The following is a 20,779-nucleotide window of genomic DNA, read 5'->3' as shown; positions in this document are numbered from 1 at the left end:
ACAAATAAAACGATTACATTTTCATATATACTAAATGTACAGGTAATACTCCCTAAACCCAGCTTGTCTGGTTACCCCGTTAAATACTATGAAAAAAGAACTTGTATCGTTATACAAGTTCTTTTTGTTTCTTTTATTTAAAGAGGATATCTTTACTATATTGATTTCCGACGAGTAAATCATATTGGAGCATTTTATATTGCTCTAACATTTCTTTTTGTTTCTTTGTTAAATCATTGATTACTTCTCCATTTTTATCAACTTTTAATTCATCTCTAAGCACTGGTATTTCCTTGTAAAATTCCGATAAAAATTGATAAAATAAGGATTTATTTAATCCTGCATAATCAAAAATAAGATTAGAAAAATGAATTGGGCTTACTAAACCTAAATTATCATTTGGCATATCAAAGTTTGCATACATTAATAGCGGTGTTTGCGCCATGGCTAAACGTTCATTCGGTGTTTTTTCATTCGTTATATACCCATTTTCTTTATAAAAAGATTTATTTGTTCCTAATGATGGAAGATGATCTCCAAAGAATACTAATAATGTAGGTCTATCAAAATTATCTAGTTGCTCTATTAAATATTGAAGAGCCTCATCTGAACGTCTTAATCCTTCTGTATACGTCTCTAATTCTCCCTTTGAGTCTTCATTTTCTAGACCGCTAATTTCGATTAGGTTTTCACCAAATCGGCCCTCTGTAAATGGAAAATGATTTTGCATCGTAACTGCATGAATAAATGTAGGTTGTTTTTGTTTCTCTAACTCAGCAATTATCTCTTTACTCATCGCTAAATCACTAATATAATCTCCATCAATATCCACATTTTCCATCGTGTCCTCTGCATTAAACTTATCAAACCCTAACACCTTATATACATCATCACGTTTAAAGAATGTGCGACCAAATGAATGAATTGCACTTGTATAATAACCTTCTTTTTTCAACGCCGTAGGGATTGATGGAATTTCTTTCTTATTTGTAATAACCTGCTGATATGGTATAGAACCTGGCTTTAACAAACTCATTGAATAACTTGTTAATGCCTCAAATTCAACGTTCGCCGTATTTCCCCCAAATGTAGGAGAAATAGTTTGTCCACCAGGAAAGTTTTCTATATAATGATGTAAATTTGGTACAGGATCTTCACTAAAAGAAAGGTTAGTTACTTTCGTCGGATCCCAAAACGATTCACTCATTACAAAAATAATATTCGGTTTCTCTTTTTTCTTTTGGCTCCCTATATTTCCACTATATTGTTTTTTTATATCGTTTGCTATTTGAAGCATATTTTCTTTAGAATAATTTTTTGGTTTTTCCATAACTGTTGTATCTAAATTGCTAATAAACCCAAGTACAAAACCATTTGAAGCATAGTTCTCATTTTGATTCCACAAAACAAAATCTACACCTGATTTTTGAAATACTTTATTCATAAATGTATTCGCAAAATTACCGTACGCATATAGAACAAAAATAGATCCTACTACTAATAAGGCTCTTATTCCTAGATGAATCTTTACATTTTGAATATACCTTCTCATATATATCCCTGCTACAATACAAGCTACGATACTTAAGATAATGACAAAAATATAACTCCAACTAAAATAGTCCATCACCATCGGTATAACAGATTGCATATGCGTAATTTGTGTAAAATCAGAAGGATATAACGGATCACCTCTGAAAATAAGCTTCAAATAATTCACAATACATAAAATGACTAACGTACAGCTCGTTAAAACCATACTTAGAAAAACCTTACCTATTAAATTATATACAAGAATATATATTGCATAAATTACTACAAAACTTAATATAAACTGCATATTATAAAAGTAAATCCAATTCATTGCCTCTATGAAACTCATATTAACTTGCATGACAATATAAAATAACGCTACTGTATGAGCTAGCAAAAATAATATAAAATGCACTCGTAGGGATGCTCTAAGTATAGACATCTCTTTTTTATTGAAATGCGTAATATAAAACGTTATGCCCCATACGAAAATCATCATAACACTTAAAACAAGCTTTTGATTTAAATGATCTTTCATCATGTCTAAATTGAAAACCTTTAAAATCATAAACAGCATAGTTATTACTAATAAAGTCACCATACTACTTATAATGCTAGAAATTAATATATTTCTTTTTGGAAGATGAAAAAGTGTAGAACCATACTTCAATTCATTCCCTCGTTTCTATGTCTTAATTTCCCCCGCATCGAAAGAACTATTTCTATTAAAATAACATATATTACATATTTCGTCTGCATACTTGTTTCTATCATAAATGTATTGTCTTAATATTCCCTTAATCAACAGTTAAATTGTGGCATACAAATTACTCATTCTTGAAAAACTTAATTTCAGCATTCCACTTTATGATATAATAACTATGTTTTGGAAATCCTTAATACTATTAAAGATTTCACATAAAAATACGAAAGAATTAATAAAAAAGGAGTTGCTCATTTTTGCTTACTAAGTTTAAGAGTTTGCCTAAAGCGGTATATGTAATTTTGGCGCTTTCTTTCCTGTTGCACGTTTTTTGTTTAGTAAAACAGCCGGGATTAGATGGAGAGTTAGTCAAAGTAACATATGGTGCAAATGATGCCTTTAACTATTCGTTAACAGCTGAACAACTATTAAAACATGGTGTATTTGGTTATGTGTATTTAGAACCTAGTGAAGTTCCAGGAAAAAATGCATATATTACACCAGGTCAGCCATTACTATTAGCTGGCGCTATGATTATTTCTGATATTACATCAATTCCTTACTATTACGTAGCAACTGTTATTAACATGATCATGAACCTTTGCACAGTGCTATTAGTATTCTTAATAGGAAAAGAATTGTTCGAAAAAAACATTTATGGAATTGTTGCAAGTATTTTATATGCTATTTATCCAAGTAACTATACATACTTCCGTACATTGCTAACAGAAGTTCCATCTATATTCTTATTGGCGTTATGTGTATATGTATTTGTTCTCGCATGGAAATACAATAAAGTGAAATTCCATATATGGTTTGGAATTGTCGTTTCAATTTTACTTATGTTCCGTCCAAATCCAGCTCCAATGATGCTCATTCCTGTTCTTGTTGTGTTATTTACATATGGATTTAAAGACTCCATTCGAATCGGATTGTTATGGTTTATCGGACCTTTCTTTATTATTGGCGCATGGGTTGTTCGTAACTACTTAGCACTCAACCAATTTATTTTATTCTCAACCCAAGGTGCAGATCCACTAATTGCCGGTGCAGATCCATTTAATAAAATTGGATATGAAAATATAGTAAATGAAATGAGAGCTAAAGGCTTAGATGACAAAGGTGCATACGCAAAAGAATTAATCAAGAACGGATTTAAGACGGACTTCACTTATTGGTTCTCTTGGTTCACTGTCGGTAAAACAATTGAATTATTCAAAACAGCTCCTGCTGTAGACCAATACCGTATTCACAACTTTATGCAACTATGTCATAGAGTGTTTATCATCGGTACATTCTTGAGCAGCTTCTGCTTCATGCTAAATTCATTTAAACATAAACGCGTTATGATGCTAGTAGCAAGTTCTATTATTTACATTATCTTCTCAAACTTATTCTTAGCAATTAATCGCTATGGATTTTTCATTAATCCTCTTATGTGCTTAATTCTTGCATACGGATTAATTCACATTGTGCAGAAACTTCCATTCTTCCGCACTAACCAAGCATAATAAGAAAGAGGTCGTCCACCGTTGGACGACCTCTTTCTTATTCCCCACACTTTACACACGGCCAATTTGTCCATTCTGTAATTACACTTTAATTCCGTATGTATGTGTTTCTGTATTTGTCAAAATATCTTTCACAACACTACTCACTGTTTTATGTATAAATGCAAGTTTTTTACAACTATTACTATAACGAAAAGAACCCGCCACAAGACAGGTTCTTTTCGTTATTTTATGATAAAAGAGAAGATGATTAGCATGTGTATTATATACAAGGAAGCAGCCCTATTTTCCATACGATACATACGAGTACTGTAACTACAAAATCAAAAAAATCTAATATCGGGCCTTTTTTCATATTCATATGTAGCCACATATGAAACCATTTTATTTTTGTATATTTATGGATGTTTTTCTTTGCAAATTGGTAAATAAGCATTTGCATGATAAAAAATCCGGCCACAAAAATAAATAATAAGATGAGAAATCCAATCACAAAATTCCTCCTATTTTTGTAGCGTTTTTTCTACTATCCGATTTTTCAAAACCCACTCTTCAAACTGGGCACTTCCAAATTCCCAGCTAAGATCGCGAGCATGTACAGAAAAAACGTAATGACCAGCATATTCGTCCATAAATCTCCCTAACTCTACATCGTCTTTCTGAATACCGTATACTCCAAAATTAAAATACACATCCCATACGTCTTCATTCTTTCTCTTATAAGCAATCGATTCCATATCACATTCTGTCCCGAAATAATCAAGATGTAAATGTACGCTATCATCGTATTCGTTCTCCATTTTATCACCCCTTATATTTGTACTTCTTTACCTCCAAAAAAATTCCTGCTATCTACACTCACATATGGGCACTTACCTACATATCATGCTTGTAGAGTGACTTCTGGGAGGTGTTATATAGTGAAAAAATTAATCGCGATTTTTTGCATCATATTACTAGCTGTTTTTACTTTTGCTGCTTGTAGTAGTAAAAAAGAAAGTACGAAAGAACAAACCCAAAACATTCGCGTCGGCGAAGTTACCCATTCTCTCTTCTATGCCCCATTATATGTCGGGATTGAAAAAGGATTTTTTAAAGATGAAGGACTAAATATTGACCTACAAACAACAGCTGGTGGCGATAAAACGATGACCGCCCTATTATCTGGCGGAATTGATATTGCTCTCGTCGGTTCTGAAACATCTATTTACGTTCATCAACAAGGAGCGAAAGACCCTGTCATTAACTTTGCACAACTTACACAAACAGATGGGACATTTTTAGTTTCACGTAAAAAACTAGACTCTTTTAATTGGAATGACGTAAAAGGTGTTACATTTTTAGGACAGCGTAAAGGCGGCATGCCGCAAATGGTTGGGGAATACGTTTTAAAGAAAAATGGTATTGATCCTCGCAAAGATACGAACTTAATTCAAAATATCGAATTTGCTAATATTGCAAATGCCTTTGCATCTGGTACAGGAGAGTTTGTCCAGCTCTTTGAACCGACTGCAAGCATATTCGAAAAAGAAGGTAAAGGTTATATCGTCGCTTCATTCGGAAATGAATCTGGTACTGTTCCTTATACAACATTCATGGCAAAAGAAAGTTTCTTAAAGAAAGATAAAGCTGCTGCTGAAAAGTTCACACGTGCGCTCTATAAAGCACAGCAATGGGTTGATACACATAGTCCAGAAGAGATTGCTGATACTGTTTCCCCGCTATTTAAAGACACTTCAAAAGACATTACAGTAAAAGTAATTGAACGGTATAAAAAGCAACATTCTTATGCGACAAATCCACTATTAGATGCAGAAGAATGGAAACAGCTCCAAACTATTATGAAAAACGCTGGTGAATTACAAAAAGAAGTCCCACATGAAGCGCTCGTCAATACAAAAATTGCCGAAAGCGTTATTAAGAAATAGAGGCGAAGTGTATGAGTTTTTTGCAAATACGTAACGTTTCTCACTGTTTTTTTGCAAAAGAGAATGCCAAACTTATTCTTGAAGATATGAGCTTACAAGTGGAAGAAGGCGAATTTATTTCTATACTCGGTCCAAGTGGTTGCGGTAAAACAACGCTCCTCTCAATCATTGCTGGACTACTTGATCCAATTGACGGTATCGTCTTTTTAGATGGTGAACCGATTACAACGAAAACATCATCTATGGGATATATGTTGCAGCAAGATTACTTATTCCCGTGGAAAACGATTGAAGAAAATATTATGCTTGGACTTCATATTCGAAGGATTTATGATGAACAAATGAAAGAACATACTTTAAACCTTTTAAAGCAAGTCGGTCTACATGGGGTAGAAGGACAATATCCTCGTGAACTATCCGGCGGTATGCGTCAACGTGCCGCTCTCGTTCGAACGTTAGCAACTGATCCGAAAATTTTATTACTAGATGAACCATTCTCCGCACTCGATTATCAAACGAAATTAAAACTAGAAGAACTCGTTTTCAACTTACTAAATAAATATAAGAAAACATCACTACTTGTTACTCACGATATTGAAGAGGCGATTGCGATGAGTGATCGTATTTATTTACTTCAAGCGAATCCTGGAAAAATCGCGAAAATCTTTATCGTCCCGGAAAGTATCCGTTCTTTATCACCGTTAGAAGCACGCCATCACTACGATTTCCCAGCCCTCTTTCAAGATATATGGAAGGAGCTGGAACGACTTGGATAATATAAAACAACTACATGAACAATTTCGAAAGAAAGAACGCAGGCGTGCTTGGATTGCTCGCTCATTACAGCTTTTACTACTTATTCTTTTCTTTGCACTATGGGAAATAGCTAGCAAAAAAGAATGGATTGATCCTTTACTCTTTAGCTCTCCTTCGAGTATTTGGGATCTCTTCTTAACGAAATGGATCGACGGTTCACTTTGGGTCCACATATGGACGACATTGCTGGAAACAGGAGTAGGCTTCATTCTCGGAACGGTACTCGGTGCTATTATTGCCACGTTTCTTTGGTGGATGCCACTTCTAGCCCGCGTACTTGATCCTTACCTCGTCGTCCTAAATGCAATGCCAAAAGTTGCACTCGGTCCAATCATCATCGTTATTTTCGGTCCAAACATTTCATCTTCTATCGCAATGGGAGTAATCATTTCCATCATCATTACCATTCTCGTTATTTACAGTGCATTTCAAGAAGTCGATTCTAACTATATAAAAGTAATGGACACATTTGGCGCAAATAAATGGCAATGTTATAAGCAAGTCGTTCTCCCTGCATCCTTTCCAGCAATTATCTCAACGTTAAAAGTAAATGTTGGTTTATCCTGGGTTGGTGTTATTTTCGGAGAACTTCTCGTTTCCAAACAAGGACTTGGCTACTTAATTAGCTACGGATTCCAAGTCTTTAACTTCACACTCGTCTTACTTAGCGTACTACTCACATGTGTTCTTGCAACTCTTATGTATGTATTTGTTGAGGCATTTGAAAAAATTCTAATTGGAAAAAGAAAAAGAAGCTGACTCAAAACAGTGCGCTATAGTCAGCTTCTTTCTTTTACCTTTTATCACACATTTTCGTTTCATTTGTAATGTTTCCATCCGCAACCGTAACTGTATGGAAACAGTCTTTCACACGTACTGTAACGACATTATCTTTTCGATCTATCACATGATAATCATTAAACTTTTCATTCAAAGCACTACGAATTTGCTCCCCTTCAAAAATCGGAAAACCGTGAGACATTACCCAAATGAGACCAGCAACAGCAAGAATCGTTTTCATACGTTTCATTACCTCCTCGAGAGTAAACTTATAGTCCCTACAACACGTGCATTATAATTGTGTCTAAATTGTGACATTTTTATACTAATTCTCTTTTGTGCCTCCAGTTCCTTCTTCTTTTTGATAAAAATACAGAATTTTCAATTTTATCAACATAAGAAAAAACGCAAAGAATTAAAAATTCTTCACGCTTTTCTTTAACGAAACTATACCGAAAGCATAACTCACATTAGTCTCCACTTTGTTGTTCTATCGTTTTCGAAACATCATATAATCCTGACAGCACTTCCGCTCTCATTTTTACAAGCTCAGGGAACTGATAGAAGAAAGCAATTTTCTTATATTTTAACTCTGTTCCTTCTTTCACTTTTTTTGAATCTTGTAAAATGAACGCTGTAAATGTATCTGCGATATCTTCCGTTACATTTGTTGTTCCATATAGCGATACAAAATCATCATGCTTTTCTTTATAAAATTCAATTTGTGCCTCTTCACTTTCTTCTACTTTCTTTTCTGTCCACTCTTGCTCAATTGGTTTCCAAAATTCATTATAAAATTGGTTAATATACGAACTTTTTCTCACACATCCATTTTTCACGAACACCGTTTTACATTTATTTCGATATGATGAAATGTCTTTCTCTTCATCAAACGCCTCTAAATACTTTCTATCCACTGGTACTTGTTTATGTCCAATCGTTAATACGTGAGCCGTTTCATGAATTAATGTTTTCATCACTTCATCTATATTCACCCCAGAATCAAGCACGTCTAAACTAAGCACCCAATCTCTCGGGTCATCTATACTTGGCATGACATGGGCAACAACGCCATCATAACCATCCGTTATTAGACCAAATCCTGTTATATTCTCACGATATTTCACTGGGACGAGAGTGCGATACATGTCCCATAAGGTTTCATGATATTCTCTATCTTGTCGCTGACTTAACAAATCATCTTTTGCTACTTCGTCATCTGCAAAAACTTTATTCAATCTCTTACGATCCAATTTCTCAAAATAAGGATCTACAATTTCATCACCATCGATATAATAAGAAGCTAAAAAGAAATAATTGTCATCCTTTTCTTTTTTCTGTTCCGCCTCTTTCATATTCACACTTTCATACTCTTCTATGTCATAATCTTCTACTTTTTCAAGTTCTGAAAGTCCCTCTATCTTTTTATATACTTTTTGTAATGTTTTATCTCCTATTTGCGTACACTCTTCTTCTGTTTTACAAATTTCTTTTTCTTTCGTAACCTCGATAGCACTATCGCATCCTGCAACTAAACTGCTTGCTATAATACAACACACTAACTTGCCATACAGTTTCTTCATACAATCCCCCATTATTCCATTCTACAAAATATCATAATCATTTTTTTGCGAATATGCGATAATTAATTATAAAAACTCCAAGGAGGCTTCTCATGATTCGTGCAATCTTATTCGACTTAGATGGAACACTATTAGATCGGCGCCAATCTTTAGAACAATTTATTTATGAGCAATATAATCGCTTCTCCTCACATTTGATGAGTATAGAGAAATCAGAGTATTGTTCTCGATTTCTTGAACTCGATAATAATGGCTATACGTGGAAGGATAAAGTATATGCTACTCTCCTTTCCGAATACAACATTACTACTTTAACGCAAGAGCAACTACTACACGACTATATTACAAACTTCCAACATCATTGTATTCCTTTCAAAAACACGCATGAACTACTTCAACAGTTAAAACAGCGAAACATTAAAATTGGTATTATCACAAACGGTTTTACTGAATTTCAGATGAGCAACCTTCGAGCACTACATATACATACGTATACAAACACCATTCTCGTTTCAGAAGCTGAAGGAATTAAAAAACCTCATCCTGAAATTTTCGAACGTGCTTTGCAAAGACTAGATGTGAAGGCAGAAGAATGTCTTTATATTGGAGATCATCCAGAAAACGATGTGCTTGGTTCTGAACAAGTAGGGATTCTTGGTGTTTGGAAAAAAGATTCGTTTTGGGGTGATTTTAAGCATTCACGTATCGTAGATGATTTGTTGGAGGTGCTTTCGTTTTTAGAGGTGGAGGTGGAGATAAAAATACAATAATAGTAATTAAATTATATCAACAATTTTCACAATATATTGATTTACCGACAAAAAATAATAAGAGGAGGCAGTTGTTCAAAAACGCCTCCTCTTATTATTCATATACTGTAAACTGCGGTTTACTCGGATGATCTTTTACTAGCGCATCATCTGGAAACTTTGAAACTTTTTGATATACGGCAATGTCGCCGATACACCCTGCTGTTAGTAGAATTCCTAAAAATGAGAGTGGCTCCAGATTCATAGCTAATCCCAATACAATTGGCAAAATTCCAGTTGGTAAAAACGGAAGCATTAACACTTTCTTCATTTGCTTTACTGTAACCGCCTGTTTAGAATGAGCATATGCAACACCTAATTTCCAATTAACGCCCCATTTTAGTTCACTCCACGGAACACCTCCGATATAGCGAAAGCCAATTAAATGTATCGCTTCATGAATACAAACGAGAACAATCATTGCGATAATAAAAAGAAACATCGTTAATAATGTAACTTCGACTTGAACCCCACCTGAAAGAAATATATGCAAATAACCAATTCCAAACGACAAAGCAATTATTATAAAAAATAAAAAAAAGTTTAATTTAACCATCGAAACAGTAACAGTCGTTTCTTTTCTTTTATCCATCTTCCCCCTCCTAAAATGTAAATATATCTTTACAAAATTGTATAATATCCCCAAAATAATGTAAAGATATGTTTACATTTATTCTTACATACAAAAAAAGAAACCGGCTACTTTACTTCGTAAAACAGCCGATTTCTTCTATATGTTTCATCGTACGCGCTAATACGTCATCGCGCATTATAAAGCTAAATTTTCTATTCGTTTTAATGTTGTCAGGAATGTCTTTTAATAAAACAGACCCTTTCGTTTCTTCGTAATGCGTATGTTCTTCTACCGCACTAATTGTTGCAAAATAAATGTTTTTAATGATTATTTTGTCTTTTCCAGATACTTTGTATTGTCCTAAGTAAGTTAAATCAGAAACTATGCCGCCGGTTTCTTCATGAACCTCTCGAACTGCCGCTTCTTCCGGTGTTTCCCCTAGTTCTACTTTACCACCTGGAAATTCAAGACCGCGACGTAAATGATGCGTTAATAACCATTGATCCCCGTACCGGCATACAACCCAAACATGCTTTGGCTCAGGAGAAAATGGATAACGTTCAAACGATAATTGTACAGTGTTGTGGTAATAATCTTTAAATTTGTACATGCCATTACTCCCCTATTGATGGTTACAAGTTTTTCCTACCACAAATTGTAGCATATTCTCGCTTTTCTGCATAATATTATCCAATTACAATCCATTGATTATTCCCATTTGTGCGACTAATTCTTTCGTCTCATGATTTCCTAAATCGTAAATCATTTTATATGCTTTTTGTAGTTGTTCATCATATCGGTCATTATTTGAATCGTGATGATACTCAACAAATGGAACGTGGGAGCGTACAAATGACCCTAAATCTTCTACATATGCTTGATCAAAGTGCTCTCTTAATTTCGTAATTTCCTCATCATTTGCGGAAATCTCAAAATTATACGTATCCGCCGTCTTCACTTGTGAAATTTGACCGTTTCCTATTGATATATAATATGTTTTTTTCGTCTCCATGTAACACCCTTCTTTCATCCTTTTATTTTCTATTGTTTTCATCAATTACAAAATTATGTAAAATAAAGAAAAGGAGGGATTTTATGTTCAAAATATTAATTATCGGTATTATCATCGTCCTAATCATCCTCGTACTCTCCGTCATGACAATTAATAAAGGCTATGCTTATAAACATTCCGTCGATAAACTAGAAGACAATCCTTATACAAAAAAGAATAAGGAGAATTCCTAATATGCTTCGTATACTTCGCATCATAGTAGCACTCACTGTGATCGTTATGTCGGCAATTGGATTATATACAGGTCAAAATAATTCTTTACCTCTTTCACAATTTCTATTAGGGGCTTTAATGTTTCTCATCGCATTTGAACAAATAAAGAAAAGGGAATCAGCAACTGGACTTATTTGTATTATTGCCGGTGCTTTCATTTGGATTGTTCTCATTATTACCTACATAAAATAGAGGAGGTCTTTTATGCTAAAATGGGGACGGATTACTTTATCACTTATTGCCTTATCTATAGCAATCTATGGATTTTTTACTGGTAATAGAGAAATAATCCCTTATATGTTCATCTTTTTAGGAGGTATGGCCCTCACCATAAGTTTAGAGGAAATATTAAAACAGCAAACAGGAGGTAGTGTGCTCGCTCTACTAGCAGGAGCCGCTGCTTTATTTATTGGTTTCACAGAAATATTCTAGTAAATGGTCTAAAGGGGGCTATACGATGCTAACTCTAACTATATTACGGATTTTTTTAGCATTTTTCATGCTTCTCTTACTCACTCTAAGCACTTATGTCCATTTTACCGATAATTTTTCACTTCTCCCATACGTACAATTTATTCTCAGTTGTTCCTTTATTCTTCTAGGAATTAATGAGTATCCCGTATTTTTTTCGTTTCTAGTCTCATATTCTTCTTTTTAATATCAAACTCTTTCGCTACATGTAGAATAAAATTTCGATCAATTTAGCATTTATAATTATTTTCTCTCAGTAACCATTTCTTTCTACTTAAGGGGGATTCCATGTTAAAAAACATTCAAATTATAATCGCCACTATCGCTCTTTCTCTCGCCCTATTTAGCTTCTTTGCAAACTTCACTATTCTTTTACCTTACGTGTTTATCCTTTTAAGTATTATGTTTATCCTTTTTGGAATTGATGAAATGAAGAAACGGGAAAAAGCAAAAGCATTTGTTTATTTTCTCGGTTCTGCCTTTGTTTTATATGTTGGAGTATCTAATATATTTTCATAAAAAAGAAGAGTATGTTCGCTCTTAGTACAATAAAAAAACTGCCCTTTCACAGGCAGTTTTCCTTTTTATCCAAACACTTTCTCAAGTTCATCTTTATCTTGGCTTAACCAGAAGTTCATTAAGCGTTGTGCTCCTTCTAAGTCGTGAAGCTTCGCTTGACCACATTGTGTTTCATTTGCAGCTGGAATTTCTGTAATTTGAACCGCATCTTTTAATGTTAGTTCTAATAAATCAATGATTTCTCGTACTGTCGGTGTTCCGCTTACTACAAGATAATATCCTGTTTGGCAGCCCATCGGTGAAATATCGATAATATCAAAATGCGGATAACGATCAATATATTTACGTAAATTAAATGCTAATAAATGCTCTAACGTATGAATAACATCTGGTTTCATTGCTTGTTTATTCGGTTGGCAGAAACGAATATCAAATTTATTTACAATACCGTCACTACCTACATTGTGAACTCCGCAATGTCTTACATAAGGTGCCTTTACAATCGTATGATCTAATTCAAAGCTTTCTACTGATGGCATACAACATCTCTCCCGCTTTTAATTTAATTCCGTTATATCCAATATGATATAACGGAAATGCACATTAGTAAAGTATTATGTACAGTCGTGCTATAATACTTTAAGAATATGCTGAAAAGGAGACCGTTATGAAACAGATTTTTATTGGGATTATACGCTTTTATCAAAAATTCATTTCTCCGATGACACCACCAACATGCCGTTTTTATCCGACTTGTTCTCATTACGGATTAGAGGCGTTTCAAAAACATGGTGCACTCAAAGGTTTTTGGCTTACTTGTAAGCGTATATTAAAATGTCACCCTTTCCACCCGGGAGGATTTGATCCTGTCCCAGATAAAAAGGATGACAAAGTAAATTCTTAATTGTCGTAACCATTCACAACTAAATCTAATTTTCCTGTTTCAGGATCGATAACAAGACCGTGAACAGGTACTTCTTCTGGAAGTAACGGATGGTTGCGAAGTATCGATACGCTATGTTCTACACTTTCTTCTACACTAGAGAACCCTTGTAGGAATCTTTCTAAATCGATTCCAGAATAACGGAGTGTATCTAATTTCTCATTTGTTATACCGCGCTCTTTCATCTTCTCAATTGTACTGCTTGCCTGAATTTTTGCCATACCGCAATCGTGGTGACCAACTACACAAACTTCATCAGCACCAAGTTCATATACAGCAACTAAAATACTACGCATAATACTTCCGAATGGATGTGAAATAACAGCGCCTGCTACTTTAATAATTTTCACATCGCCGTTACGCATATTCATCGCTTTCGGTAATAGTTCAACAAGTCGTGTATCCATACAAGAAATAATTACCATCTTTTTGTTTGGAAATTTCCCCGCTACAAACTCTTCATACTTTTTCTCTTCAACAAATTTCTCATTGTACTGCAAAATCTCTTCTAATGACTTCATAGTAAGGAACCCTCTTTTCTCTCATTTACACTACATAAATAGTGTACCAAAATATGAAAAACTCAAAAAGGATATCGCTTTATAGTAAAAATAAGATATTTTCAGATAATCGACATAATTCTTTCAAAATATACACACAGCTTTGTAACAAGTTTCACATACTTTAAACGTATTTTCACTATAAACTGATTGTAGATAATGTAAAAAAGGAGTGAATATTTATTATGTCCGACGTTCTGTTACTGAGTCGTTTTCAATTTGCAATTACTATTTTTTATCACTTTTTATTTGTACCTTTGACAATCGGACTTGTTATTTTGGTGGCATGTATGGAAACTCAATACGCCCGCACATTGAATCCAACATACCGCAAAATGGCAAATTTCTGGGGTAAATTATTTACAATTAACTTCGTAATGGGGATTATAACCGGGATTACAATGGAATTCCAATTTGGAACAAACTGGTCTGAGTACTCCAAATATATGGGAGACATTTTCGGATCACCTCTCGCAATCGAAGCACTTGTTGCCTTCTTCTTAGAATCTACTTTCATGGGAATATGGTTATTCGGTAAAGACAAAATTTCACCAAAGTTCCGTGCCTTCTGCATGTGGATGGTTGCACTTGGAACAAATATTTCCGCCCTTTGGATTATTACAGCAAACGGCTTTATGCAAAACCCTGTTGGCTACGTAGTACGTAACGGCCGCGCTGAATTAAATGATTTCTGGGCACTCGTTACGAATCCATACGCTTGGAATATGTTCTTCCATACTGTAGTTGGTTGTTATATTGTTGGTGCTTTCTTCGTTATGGCAATTAGTGCCTATCACTTATTACGTAAAAATGAAGTTGAATTCTTCAAAAAATCATTTAAGTTCGGCTTAATGTTAGGCTTATTCGCCGCAACAATTACACCGTTTATGGGACATCAATCTGGTGTATCAGCAGCTAAATATCAACCCGCAAAAGGAGCTGCGATGGAAGCAGTTTGGGAAACTGGAAAAGGACAAGGCTTCTCAATTGTTCAAATTCCTGATGTAAAAAATGAGAAGAACTTTGAATTCCTTACGATTCCAAAACTCGGAAGCTTCTTCTACACAAATTCATTTGATGGCGAAATTGTTGGTTTAAAAGATATTCCGAAAGATGAACGTCCAAATGTTAACCTCGTGTATTATAGCTTCCGCTTAATGGTTGCACTCGGTATGTTCTTTATGGCATTAACTTGGTATGGCTTCTATTTAAACCGAAAAGGAAAACTAGAAAACTCAAAACGTTATTTAAAAATTACAATATGGTCTGTCTTACTTCCTTATATTGCGATTAACGCAGGATGGATTGTCGCTGAAGTAGGTCGCCAACCATGGACAGTATATAAACTAATGCGTACAGCAGAATCTGTATCGCCTATATCTGTCCCGCAAATTTGGTTCTCATTAATTAGTTTAATTTTATTCTACACTTTACTTTTAATCGCAGACGTATACTTAATGCTGAAGTTCGCGAAAAAAGGACCTGCCGCATTAGAAGAACCTGCTACTGAGGGAGGTGTGGCTCATGTCTCATGATATGCTTGCAATCATCTGGTTCGGTTTATGGGGCGTGATTTGGACAGTTTACTTCATTCTTGACGGGTATGCACTTGGTAACGGAATGATTTTTCCCTTCGTTACGAAAGACCGACAAGAACGAAATCAATTACAAGAAGCAATTGGCCCGTTCTGGGGCGGTAATGAAGTATGGTTAATTACAGCTGGTGGCGCAACATTTGCTGCCTTCCCAGTCACATATGCTAATATGTTTAGTTATTTATATACACCGTTATTCTTAGTATTACTTGCACTATTTGCTCGTGCCGCTGGACTGGAATTCATGCATAAAGATGATTCACCAATTTGGCAAAAAACTTGTAAATGGGCATTTGCAATTGGCAGTTTCTTAATCGCCTTTTTATTCGGTGTTACATTTGCTAACTTGTATTACGGACTACAAATCGGAAAAAATGGCTATGAAGGAAATTTACTTAGCTTACTAAACCATTACGGTATATTAGGTGGTCTTTTCTTCACTGCTATATTTGTCGTATCCGGTGCCCTTTGGGTCATGATTAAAACGACTGGTGAAGTATCTGATCGTGCTTATAAAATCGCAAGACCGTTTTCAATGGCAGCTGCTATCATTTTAGCTATTTTCTATGTAGCGACTGCTAATCGAACAAACTTATTCCAAAACTTTACGGAATATCCGGTACTATTCATTCTTCCAGTACTTGCAATGCTAATGAGTGTACTCGCACTAATTATGGTGTACAAACATAAAATTGGCCTTGCATTCACATTCGTTTGCCTAACAATCGCAATGTTTATGACAACTGGCTTTGCAGGTATGTTCCCAAGAATGTTACCATCTCGTATTAACGATGCATACAGTACAACGTTATACAACGCAGCTGGTAGTCAATTAAACTTAAAAATTATGTTCTTCGTTGCAATGATCATGGTACCAATCGTTATTGGATATCAGCTTTGGAGCTACAGTATATTTAAAAATAAAATTCATAAAGACTCTGCTAAAGGGTATCACTAAGGTAAAAAAAGACACTTCATTTGAAGTGTCTTTTTTATACGTATGATTTTCGATAAGATGTTATATTTCTAATCTAACAACTATACTACAGAAGAATCATTAACAGCTCACAGCTAGATTGTATCATAGGGCAACTTCATCATTTTATGCAATTTTACATACTGTACTATAAAGTAAACTGTATCCCCTGATCATTCGCATCATTATCCCATACATCAGCTGTACTAATCCCGCTAAACGTTTGTACTTTCATTCCTGTATTTGATGATCCCGATCCATTATAAGCCTTCGTCTTTTCAATCGGCTGTACGTTATATTTGTCACCTACATTAATTGTTCCATTGCAGTTTTCAATAATAACACCTTCCACAACTGCCGGCATTTTGTCACCCACTTTCATTTCTTTACTTTTATTTTATGAAAATCGCCTAGAAAAATAGCATGTTTCAATAAGAAAAAGCACTCAATTTGAGTGCTTTTTCTTTAAGCATAAAGACAAGTTTGGAGACAGTTGACTTCTTCAAAATTTTATTAGGGGTAATATTTTGAAAAAGAAAGCCTTTCATATGTAGGTTAACACCACTGGAATATATAGTAAATTGATAATATTTATACGGAAGATTGCTAATGTTTAGTATAGATAGTTTACACTATGCTAACAGTGTAAACTATCTATACTAATAAAAAAAGGTGCCTTCAAAAAAGACACCTTTCAAAAACAGACACTATAAAACAGAATTATTTATTGTTATACGATTGTTAGATACAAAAAGTAGAGGGAAATGTTTGTATGAAATTCTGCTTTATAAAGTCTGTCTACAACTTATATTGTAATCCTCTTCATTTGAAAAAAAATATAATATGCACAATTGCATACAAAAAGAAAAAGCACTCTACTGAGTGCCTTTTCAACCATTTTACTTTTAATATATCGCTTTGAATATATTGTAACATACGTATCGATATATTTTATTGAGAAAATTCAAAATCCTTTTTCTTTCATTTTCACTTATAAAATCATGTAATATAAAAGGTATGTCAAATTCTTATACAAGTTGAGGTGTACTATATTTATGATGTATTTCGGAATTATTCCTCTTATATTATTTATTATTTTTCTTATCTCATATTTAAAAGATCCGCGAAAAATAATAAACGGCTTTTTATTTAATGCCTTTATCTGTTTTTTCCTTCTTTTTTGTGTGATTGTATCATTGAACTCAGATAGTGATGTCCTACGCTACATTATATTTTTACCTTTTTTAGCACTTCTCATTATGCTTCCTTTCGGTATTGTTGCTTTAATGTTTGGGCTATTTCTTAATGCTAGAATTTTAATGAAGCGAGAAGGACGACGGTTCACTAACTGTTTAACACTCCTTGCTGCTTTAGGGATGTTATTCTTTATGTTACTCCCTATTATAAATCCAGCAAGTTTGGTTTCATCGCATTTAGAGCCTATTTTTGCAGCTATTTCTCTTATAAGCATATATTTCTTTATACACTTATCTAACTTCTTAAGTGCATATTTTTTATACCAATTCAACAGACCAAGACGTAATCAAGATTTCATCATCGTTCTTGGTAGCGGCTTAATTAATGATAAAGTACCACCCTTACTTGCAAGCCGCATTAATAAAGCGATTGACTTCTATTGGAAACAAGCCGCTGTTAATACACCACCAACAATTATTTTTTCTGGTGGACAAGGTCCAGATGAAGGTCTTCCGGAAGCAGAGGCAATGCAAAATTATGCTGTTGAAAAAGGAATTCCTCTTGAACATACAGTCCAGGAAAATCGCTCTGTAAACACATATCAAAACATGTTGTTCTCTAAAGAAATTATGGATTCTTTAAAACCTGAAGGTAAATATAAAAGTATTTTTACAACGAATAATTTCCACCTTTTCCGCGCTGGTATATACGCTAGACAAGCTGGTCTTAATAGCCAAGGAATCGGGTCAAAAACTGCATTTTATTACTGGCCTAACGCAATGATTCGTGAATATGTTGCGATTGTCGTAATGGGACGCAAGCGCCATATGAAAATATGTGGAACTATTTTAGGTTTCGCTTTATTCGTATCAGTACTTAGTTTTATATTTTCTTAATAGCATCCCATCCTTTGAAAGGATGGGATTTCTTATACTGATTTCAAAAATATTTTAAAGATAATATGGTGATAATATTCCCTGCATACATCCATTAAAGGAGAATTTTTTCAAATTAAATGTTAAAATAAAATTTAGGTGTGAATTACGTAACAAATAAGAAACTAGTTTGAAACGAGGAAATTATATGGAGAAAATTATCAAAAACAAGCCCAATAAGCTAAGAATTGCTTCAAAAGCTTTGATGATTATTATTGGGGCATTTATCACAGCGTACGGATTAGAAGCAGTATTAATTCCAAATAACGTATCAGACGGTGGTGTAACTGGTTTAAGTATCGTTAGTTCAAGATTATTTGGATTGCCATTAGGAGCTCTAATCGCAGTTATTAACATTCCTTTCGTTTGGTTAGGGTATAAGCAAATCGGTAAAAGCTTTGCGATTTATTCTATTATCGGAATTGCTTCATTAGCAGTAGGTACCGTTGTCATGCACGGAATACCAGCTATTATTGAAGGCGATACATTATTAGTTACAGTTGTTGGTGGTATTATCATCGGTTTTGGTATGGGACTAGCATTACGTAACGGTGGGGCATTAGATGGAATCGATATGCTTGCTGTATTGCTTTCTCGTAAGTTACCATTTGGAACGAGTGACCTTATTTTATTCTTAAACATGTTCGTATTTATTTTCGTATCAACGGTATTCGGCCTGCAAGGAGCTATCCTTTCGGCAATTGCTTACTTTATCGCTTCGAAAGTGATTCATATCGTTGAAGTTGGTTTAAGTGGTTCAAAAGCATTTAAAATTATTACAAAAGAGCCTGAATTAATGGTAGAAACAATTCGCGATCGTTTAGGCCGAAGTGCAACATATAACGAAGTATACGGTGGTTATTCAAGAGAGAAGTTTAAAGAAATTTCATGTGTAATTAACCGTTTAGAAGAAAGTAAAATGAAAGAACTTATTAATGAAATCGATCCACACGCCTTTATTACAGTTTATGACGTAGCAGAAGTAAAAGGCGGTAACTTTAAGAAACGTGATATTCATTAATCGTTATGAAAAAGAGGGTGTGCCAAAATTTTGGCACACCCTCTTTTTATTATTAAGTTGCTATCGTTGTCAGTTTTTGTCGGTAAGTCGATATATTTCAATAATCGCTGATATATTTTTAATTCCTCCCTTATGCCTAAATCGTACCACATGAGAGGAATTAATTCCCATAACAAAAAAAGACCAAAAAGCAAATTCCACTTTTCGGTCTCTACACTATCTTCTCTTCGTAATTTTTCCTGAACCACCGACCCTCGTTTTCGGAGGAGATGTATTCCTTGGCGGCGTTTTAATAGATGATTTTGGCTTCACATCTGATCCGCTTGAACCGCCTGGTGTTTTTGTAATCTTACCCTTGCTTCCAGTAGAAGGTGGGGGCGTCGTATTACTTCCTTTTTCAGTAATACTTCCCTTATCACCTACTGATGGTTTCGAATCTACATTATCGCCCCGCTTAATGATAGACCCTTTCCCTTCCTTCGTAATTGGAGGTGGGGTTTTCTTTTCTTCTTTTGTAGGTGGTCTCTCTGGAATAACTGGTTTATGATTTTGTCTATCGTTATATCCTCGATAATCACCGTATGATGATTTTCGTGAACCGAATATATCGTTTAATATGCTACCCATAATATATCCTTGCAAGAAGGACGGTTGGTAATTTTGACGGACAAATTCTTTATTACTTATTTCAATTAACGTATCAGATGGTTTCTCTTTATCCTTTTGCAGGTTATAAATCTTATCAGAATAAACGAGGAACATTTGATTTTCGTCTTCTTTAGATGCTTGCTGCGGTTCTCTTTCATTAATGAGTTCCTTTGCGACTTCAGGAACTGACCGATTGGCGGCCCTATACACGTAAGATTCTTGTTTACCTTCCTTGGCAACAGATTCAAGTGGATAACGGTCTTGAATCGACTTTGTCTGCCCGCCTTGACAACCTGATAAGGCATAACCAGCAACAACAAGTAATATAACGATAGCAAGTATAGGGATCACAAACGATTTAATCATGGTAAACAATCGGTTTGACATGATTA

The 20,779-nt window shown here is 34.5% G+C and carries 26 protein-coding genes and 1 pseudogene; 14 read left to right on the top strand and 13 right to left on the bottom strand.

Features of this window, described 5'->3' with window-relative positions; genetic code table 11:
- Window positions 1-133: 133 nt before the first annotated feature.
- Complete coding sequence (locus MR112_RS15640) at window positions 134-2,203, bottom strand: LTA synthase family protein (protein ID WP_000873634.1); 2,070 nt, start codon at window positions 2,201-2,203, stop codon at window positions 134-136.
- A 290-nt stretch (window positions 2,204-2,493) separates the two neighbouring features.
- Between MR112_RS15640 and MR112_RS15635 the strand changes: the two genes are divergently transcribed.
- Entirely contained in the window at window positions 2,494-3,747 is a 1,254-nt protein-coding gene (locus MR112_RS15635; RefSeq protein ID WP_000956221.1) for a glycosyltransferase family 39 protein, read from the top strand.
- An 81-nt stretch (window positions 3,748-3,828) separates the two neighbouring features.
- Here MR112_RS15635 and MR112_RS15630 read toward each other — a convergent pair.
- The 3 genes and pseudogenes from MR112_RS15630 to MR112_RS15620 form a co-directional block, all read right to left on the bottom strand.
- Window positions 3,829-3,900: pseudogene (locus MR112_RS15630) on the bottom strand (DUF2196 domain-containing protein); the annotation flags it as partial.
- 109 nt (window positions 3,901-4,009) lie between these two features.
- Complete coding sequence (locus tag MR112_RS15625; protein WP_078186549.1) at window positions 4,010-4,240, bottom strand: hypothetical protein; 231 nt, start codon at window positions 4,238-4,240, stop codon at window positions 4,010-4,012.
- Window positions 4,241-4,250: 10 nt separating this feature from the next.
- Window positions 4,251-4,547 carry a DUF3986 family protein gene (locus tag MR112_RS15620; RefSeq protein ID WP_000426897.1) on the bottom strand — a complete coding sequence of 99 codons (297 nt, stop codon included), beginning with the start codon at window positions 4,545-4,547 and terminating at the stop codon, window positions 4,251-4,253.
- 120 nt (window positions 4,548-4,667) lie between these two features.
- Here MR112_RS15620 and MR112_RS15615 point away from each other — a divergent pair, with 120 nt between their 5' ends.
- From MR112_RS15615 to MR112_RS15605, 3 genes are read left to right on the top strand one after another with little or no spacing between them, the layout of a single operon-like run.
- Window positions 4,668-5,675 (top strand): ABC transporter substrate-binding protein, encoded by a 1,008-nt coding sequence (locus tag MR112_RS15615; RefSeq protein WP_078186548.1) that lies wholly within the window; start codon window positions 4,668-4,670, stop codon window positions 5,673-5,675.
- Window positions 5,676-5,686: 11 nt separating this feature from the next.
- Window positions 5,687-6,451, top strand: a complete 765-nt coding sequence (locus MR112_RS15610; protein WP_000009033.1) for an ABC transporter ATP-binding protein — start codon at window positions 5,687-5,689, stop codon at window positions 6,449-6,451.
- Complete coding sequence (locus tag MR112_RS15605; protein WP_000368771.1) at window positions 6,444-7,250, top strand: ABC transporter permease; 807 nt, start codon at window positions 6,444-6,446, stop codon at window positions 7,248-7,250. The genes MR112_RS15610 and MR112_RS15605 overlap by 8 nt, the downstream gene beginning before the upstream one ends.
- A 34-nt stretch (window positions 7,251-7,284) precedes the next feature.
- Here MR112_RS15605 and MR112_RS15600 read toward each other — a convergent pair whose 3' ends face one another.
- Both MR112_RS15600 and MR112_RS15595 read right to left on the bottom strand, forming a co-directional pair.
- Complete coding sequence (locus tag MR112_RS15600; RefSeq protein WP_000849112.1) at window positions 7,285-7,512, bottom strand: hypothetical protein; 228 nt, start codon at window positions 7,510-7,512, stop codon at window positions 7,285-7,287.
- 229 nt (window positions 7,513-7,741) lie between these two features.
- Window positions 7,742-8,854, bottom strand: a complete 1,113-nt coding sequence (locus MR112_RS15595) for a hypothetical protein (RefSeq protein WP_071740510.1) — start codon at window positions 8,852-8,854, stop codon at window positions 7,742-7,744.
- Between the two features lie 92 nt (window positions 8,855-8,946).
- Between MR112_RS15595 and MR112_RS15590 the strand changes: the two genes are divergently transcribed.
- Window positions 8,947-9,624, top strand: a complete 678-nt coding sequence (locus MR112_RS15590) for an HAD family hydrolase (RefSeq protein ID WP_065212183.1) — start codon at window positions 8,947-8,949, stop codon at window positions 9,622-9,624.
- Window positions 9,625-9,718: 94 nt separating this feature from the next.
- Here MR112_RS15590 and MR112_RS15585 read toward each other — a convergent pair whose 3' ends face one another.
- The 3 genes from MR112_RS15585 to MR112_RS15575 form a co-directional block, all read right to left on the bottom strand.
- A complete protein-coding gene (locus MR112_RS15585) occupies window positions 9,719-10,255 on the bottom strand; it encodes a DUF3267 domain-containing protein (RefSeq protein WP_242245115.1) in 537 nt (178 codons plus the stop codon).
- A 112-nt stretch (window positions 10,256-10,367) separates the two neighbouring features.
- Window positions 10,368-10,847, bottom strand: coding sequence for an antimutator 8-oxo-(dGTP/GTP)ase (gene mutTA, locus MR112_RS15580; protein ID WP_000276385.1), 480 nt, complete (start codon window positions 10,845-10,847; stop codon window positions 10,368-10,370).
- An 84-nt stretch (window positions 10,848-10,931) separates the two neighbouring features.
- Window positions 10,932-11,249: a hydrolase gene (locus MR112_RS15575; RefSeq protein ID WP_242245114.1), complete on the bottom strand. Its 318-nt coding sequence runs from the start codon at window positions 11,247-11,249 to the stop codon at window positions 10,932-10,934.
- 83 nt (window positions 11,250-11,332) lie between these two features.
- On the opposite strand from MR112_RS15575, the gene ytzI reads away from it, so the two are divergent.
- The 4 genes from ytzI (at window position 11,333) to MR112_RS15555 (ending at window position 12,512) form a co-directional block, all read left to right on the top strand.
- Window positions 11,333-11,482 (top strand): YtzI protein, encoded by a 150-nt coding sequence (ytzI, locus tag MR112_RS15570; RefSeq protein WP_000472794.1) that lies wholly within the window; start codon window positions 11,333-11,335, stop codon window positions 11,480-11,482.
- A 1-nt stretch (window position 11,483) separates the two neighbouring features.
- Entirely contained in the window at window positions 11,484-11,714 is a 231-nt protein-coding gene (locus MR112_RS15565) for a DUF3953 domain-containing protein (protein ID WP_000944458.1), read from the top strand.
- 12 nt (window positions 11,715-11,726) lie between these two features.
- Complete coding sequence (locus tag MR112_RS15560; RefSeq protein ID WP_000922253.1) at window positions 11,727-11,954, top strand: DUF3953 domain-containing protein; 228 nt, start codon at window positions 11,727-11,729, stop codon at window positions 11,952-11,954.
- Window positions 11,955-12,281: 327 nt separating this feature from the next.
- On the top strand, window positions 12,282-12,512 hold the full coding sequence (locus MR112_RS15555; RefSeq protein WP_000916668.1) for a YczI family protein: 231 nt from the start codon (window positions 12,282-12,284) through the stop codon (window positions 12,510-12,512).
- A gap of 65 nt (window positions 12,513-12,577) precedes the next feature.
- On the opposite strand, the gene luxS is transcribed toward MR112_RS15555, so the two are convergent.
- Entirely contained in the window at window positions 12,578-13,051 is a 474-nt protein-coding gene (gene luxS, locus MR112_RS15550; RefSeq protein WP_001141371.1) for an S-ribosylhomocysteine lyase LuxS, read from the bottom strand.
- A 128-nt stretch (window positions 13,052-13,179) separates the two neighbouring features.
- Here luxS and yidD point away from each other — a divergent pair, with 128 nt between their 5' ends.
- Complete coding sequence (gene yidD / locus MR112_RS15545) at window positions 13,180-13,416, top strand: membrane protein insertion efficiency factor YidD (RefSeq protein ID WP_000809334.1); 237 nt, start codon at window positions 13,180-13,182, stop codon at window positions 13,414-13,416.
- Here yidD and MR112_RS15540 read toward each other — a convergent pair.
- The gene (locus tag MR112_RS15540; RefSeq protein ID WP_048656633.1) at window positions 13,413-13,976 is read right to left on the bottom strand and encodes a beta-class carbonic anhydrase; all 564 of its coding nucleotides are present in this window, start codon (window positions 13,974-13,976) and stop codon (window positions 13,413-13,415) included. The genes yidD and MR112_RS15540 overlap by 4 nt on opposite strands.
- A gap of 224 nt (window positions 13,977-14,200) precedes the next feature.
- On the opposite strand from MR112_RS15540, the gene cydA reads away from it, so the two are divergent.
- Together cydA and cydB are read left to right on the top strand one after the other, a co-directional pair.
- Window positions 14,201-15,550, top strand: coding sequence for a cytochrome ubiquinol oxidase subunit I (cydA, locus tag MR112_RS15535; RefSeq protein ID WP_001286188.1), 1,350 nt, complete (start codon window positions 14,201-14,203; stop codon window positions 15,548-15,550).
- Window positions 15,540-16,568, top strand: coding sequence for a cytochrome d ubiquinol oxidase subunit II (cydB, locus tag MR112_RS15530; RefSeq protein WP_000017661.1), 1,029 nt, complete (start codon window positions 15,540-15,542; stop codon window positions 16,566-16,568). The genes cydA and cydB overlap by 11 nt, the downstream gene beginning before the upstream one ends.
- Before the next feature lie 166 nt (window positions 16,569-16,734).
- On the opposite strand, the gene MR112_RS15525 is transcribed toward cydB, so the two are convergent.
- The gene (locus tag MR112_RS15525) at window positions 16,735-16,968 is read right to left on the bottom strand and encodes a spore germination protein (RefSeq protein ID WP_002001299.1); all 234 of its coding nucleotides are present in this window, start codon (window positions 16,966-16,968) and stop codon (window positions 16,735-16,737) included.
- Window positions 16,969-17,641: 673 nt separating this feature from the next.
- Here MR112_RS15525 and MR112_RS15520 point away from each other — a divergent pair.
- Together MR112_RS15520 and MR112_RS15515 are read left to right on the top strand one after the other, a co-directional pair.
- Entirely contained in the window at window positions 17,642-18,679 is a 1,038-nt protein-coding gene (locus tag MR112_RS15520; protein WP_071739801.1) for a YdcF family protein, read from the top strand.
- 187 nt (window positions 18,680-18,866) lie between these two features.
- Window positions 18,867-19,739 (top strand): YitT family protein, encoded by an 873-nt coding sequence (locus tag MR112_RS15515; RefSeq protein WP_000411246.1) that lies wholly within the window; start codon window positions 18,867-18,869, stop codon window positions 19,737-19,739.
- 216 nt (window positions 19,740-19,955) lie between these two features.
- Here MR112_RS15515 and MR112_RS15510 read toward each other — a convergent pair whose 3' ends face one another.
- Window positions 19,956-20,774: a DUF4247 domain-containing protein gene (locus tag MR112_RS15510; protein ID WP_000071199.1), complete on the bottom strand. Its 819-nt coding sequence runs from the start codon at window positions 20,772-20,774 to the stop codon at window positions 19,956-19,958.
- Window positions 20,775-20,779 lie beyond the last annotated feature (5 nt).

Source organism: Bacillus cereus group sp. BfR-BA-01330, from assembly GCF_022663885.1.
GTDB classification, from domain to species: Bacteria; Bacillota; Bacilli; order Bacillales; family Bacillaceae_G; genus Bacillus_A; species Bacillus_A cereus.
Note: the sequence above shows the minus strand (reverse complement) of the source record. Positions and strands in the feature narration are given on the sequence as shown.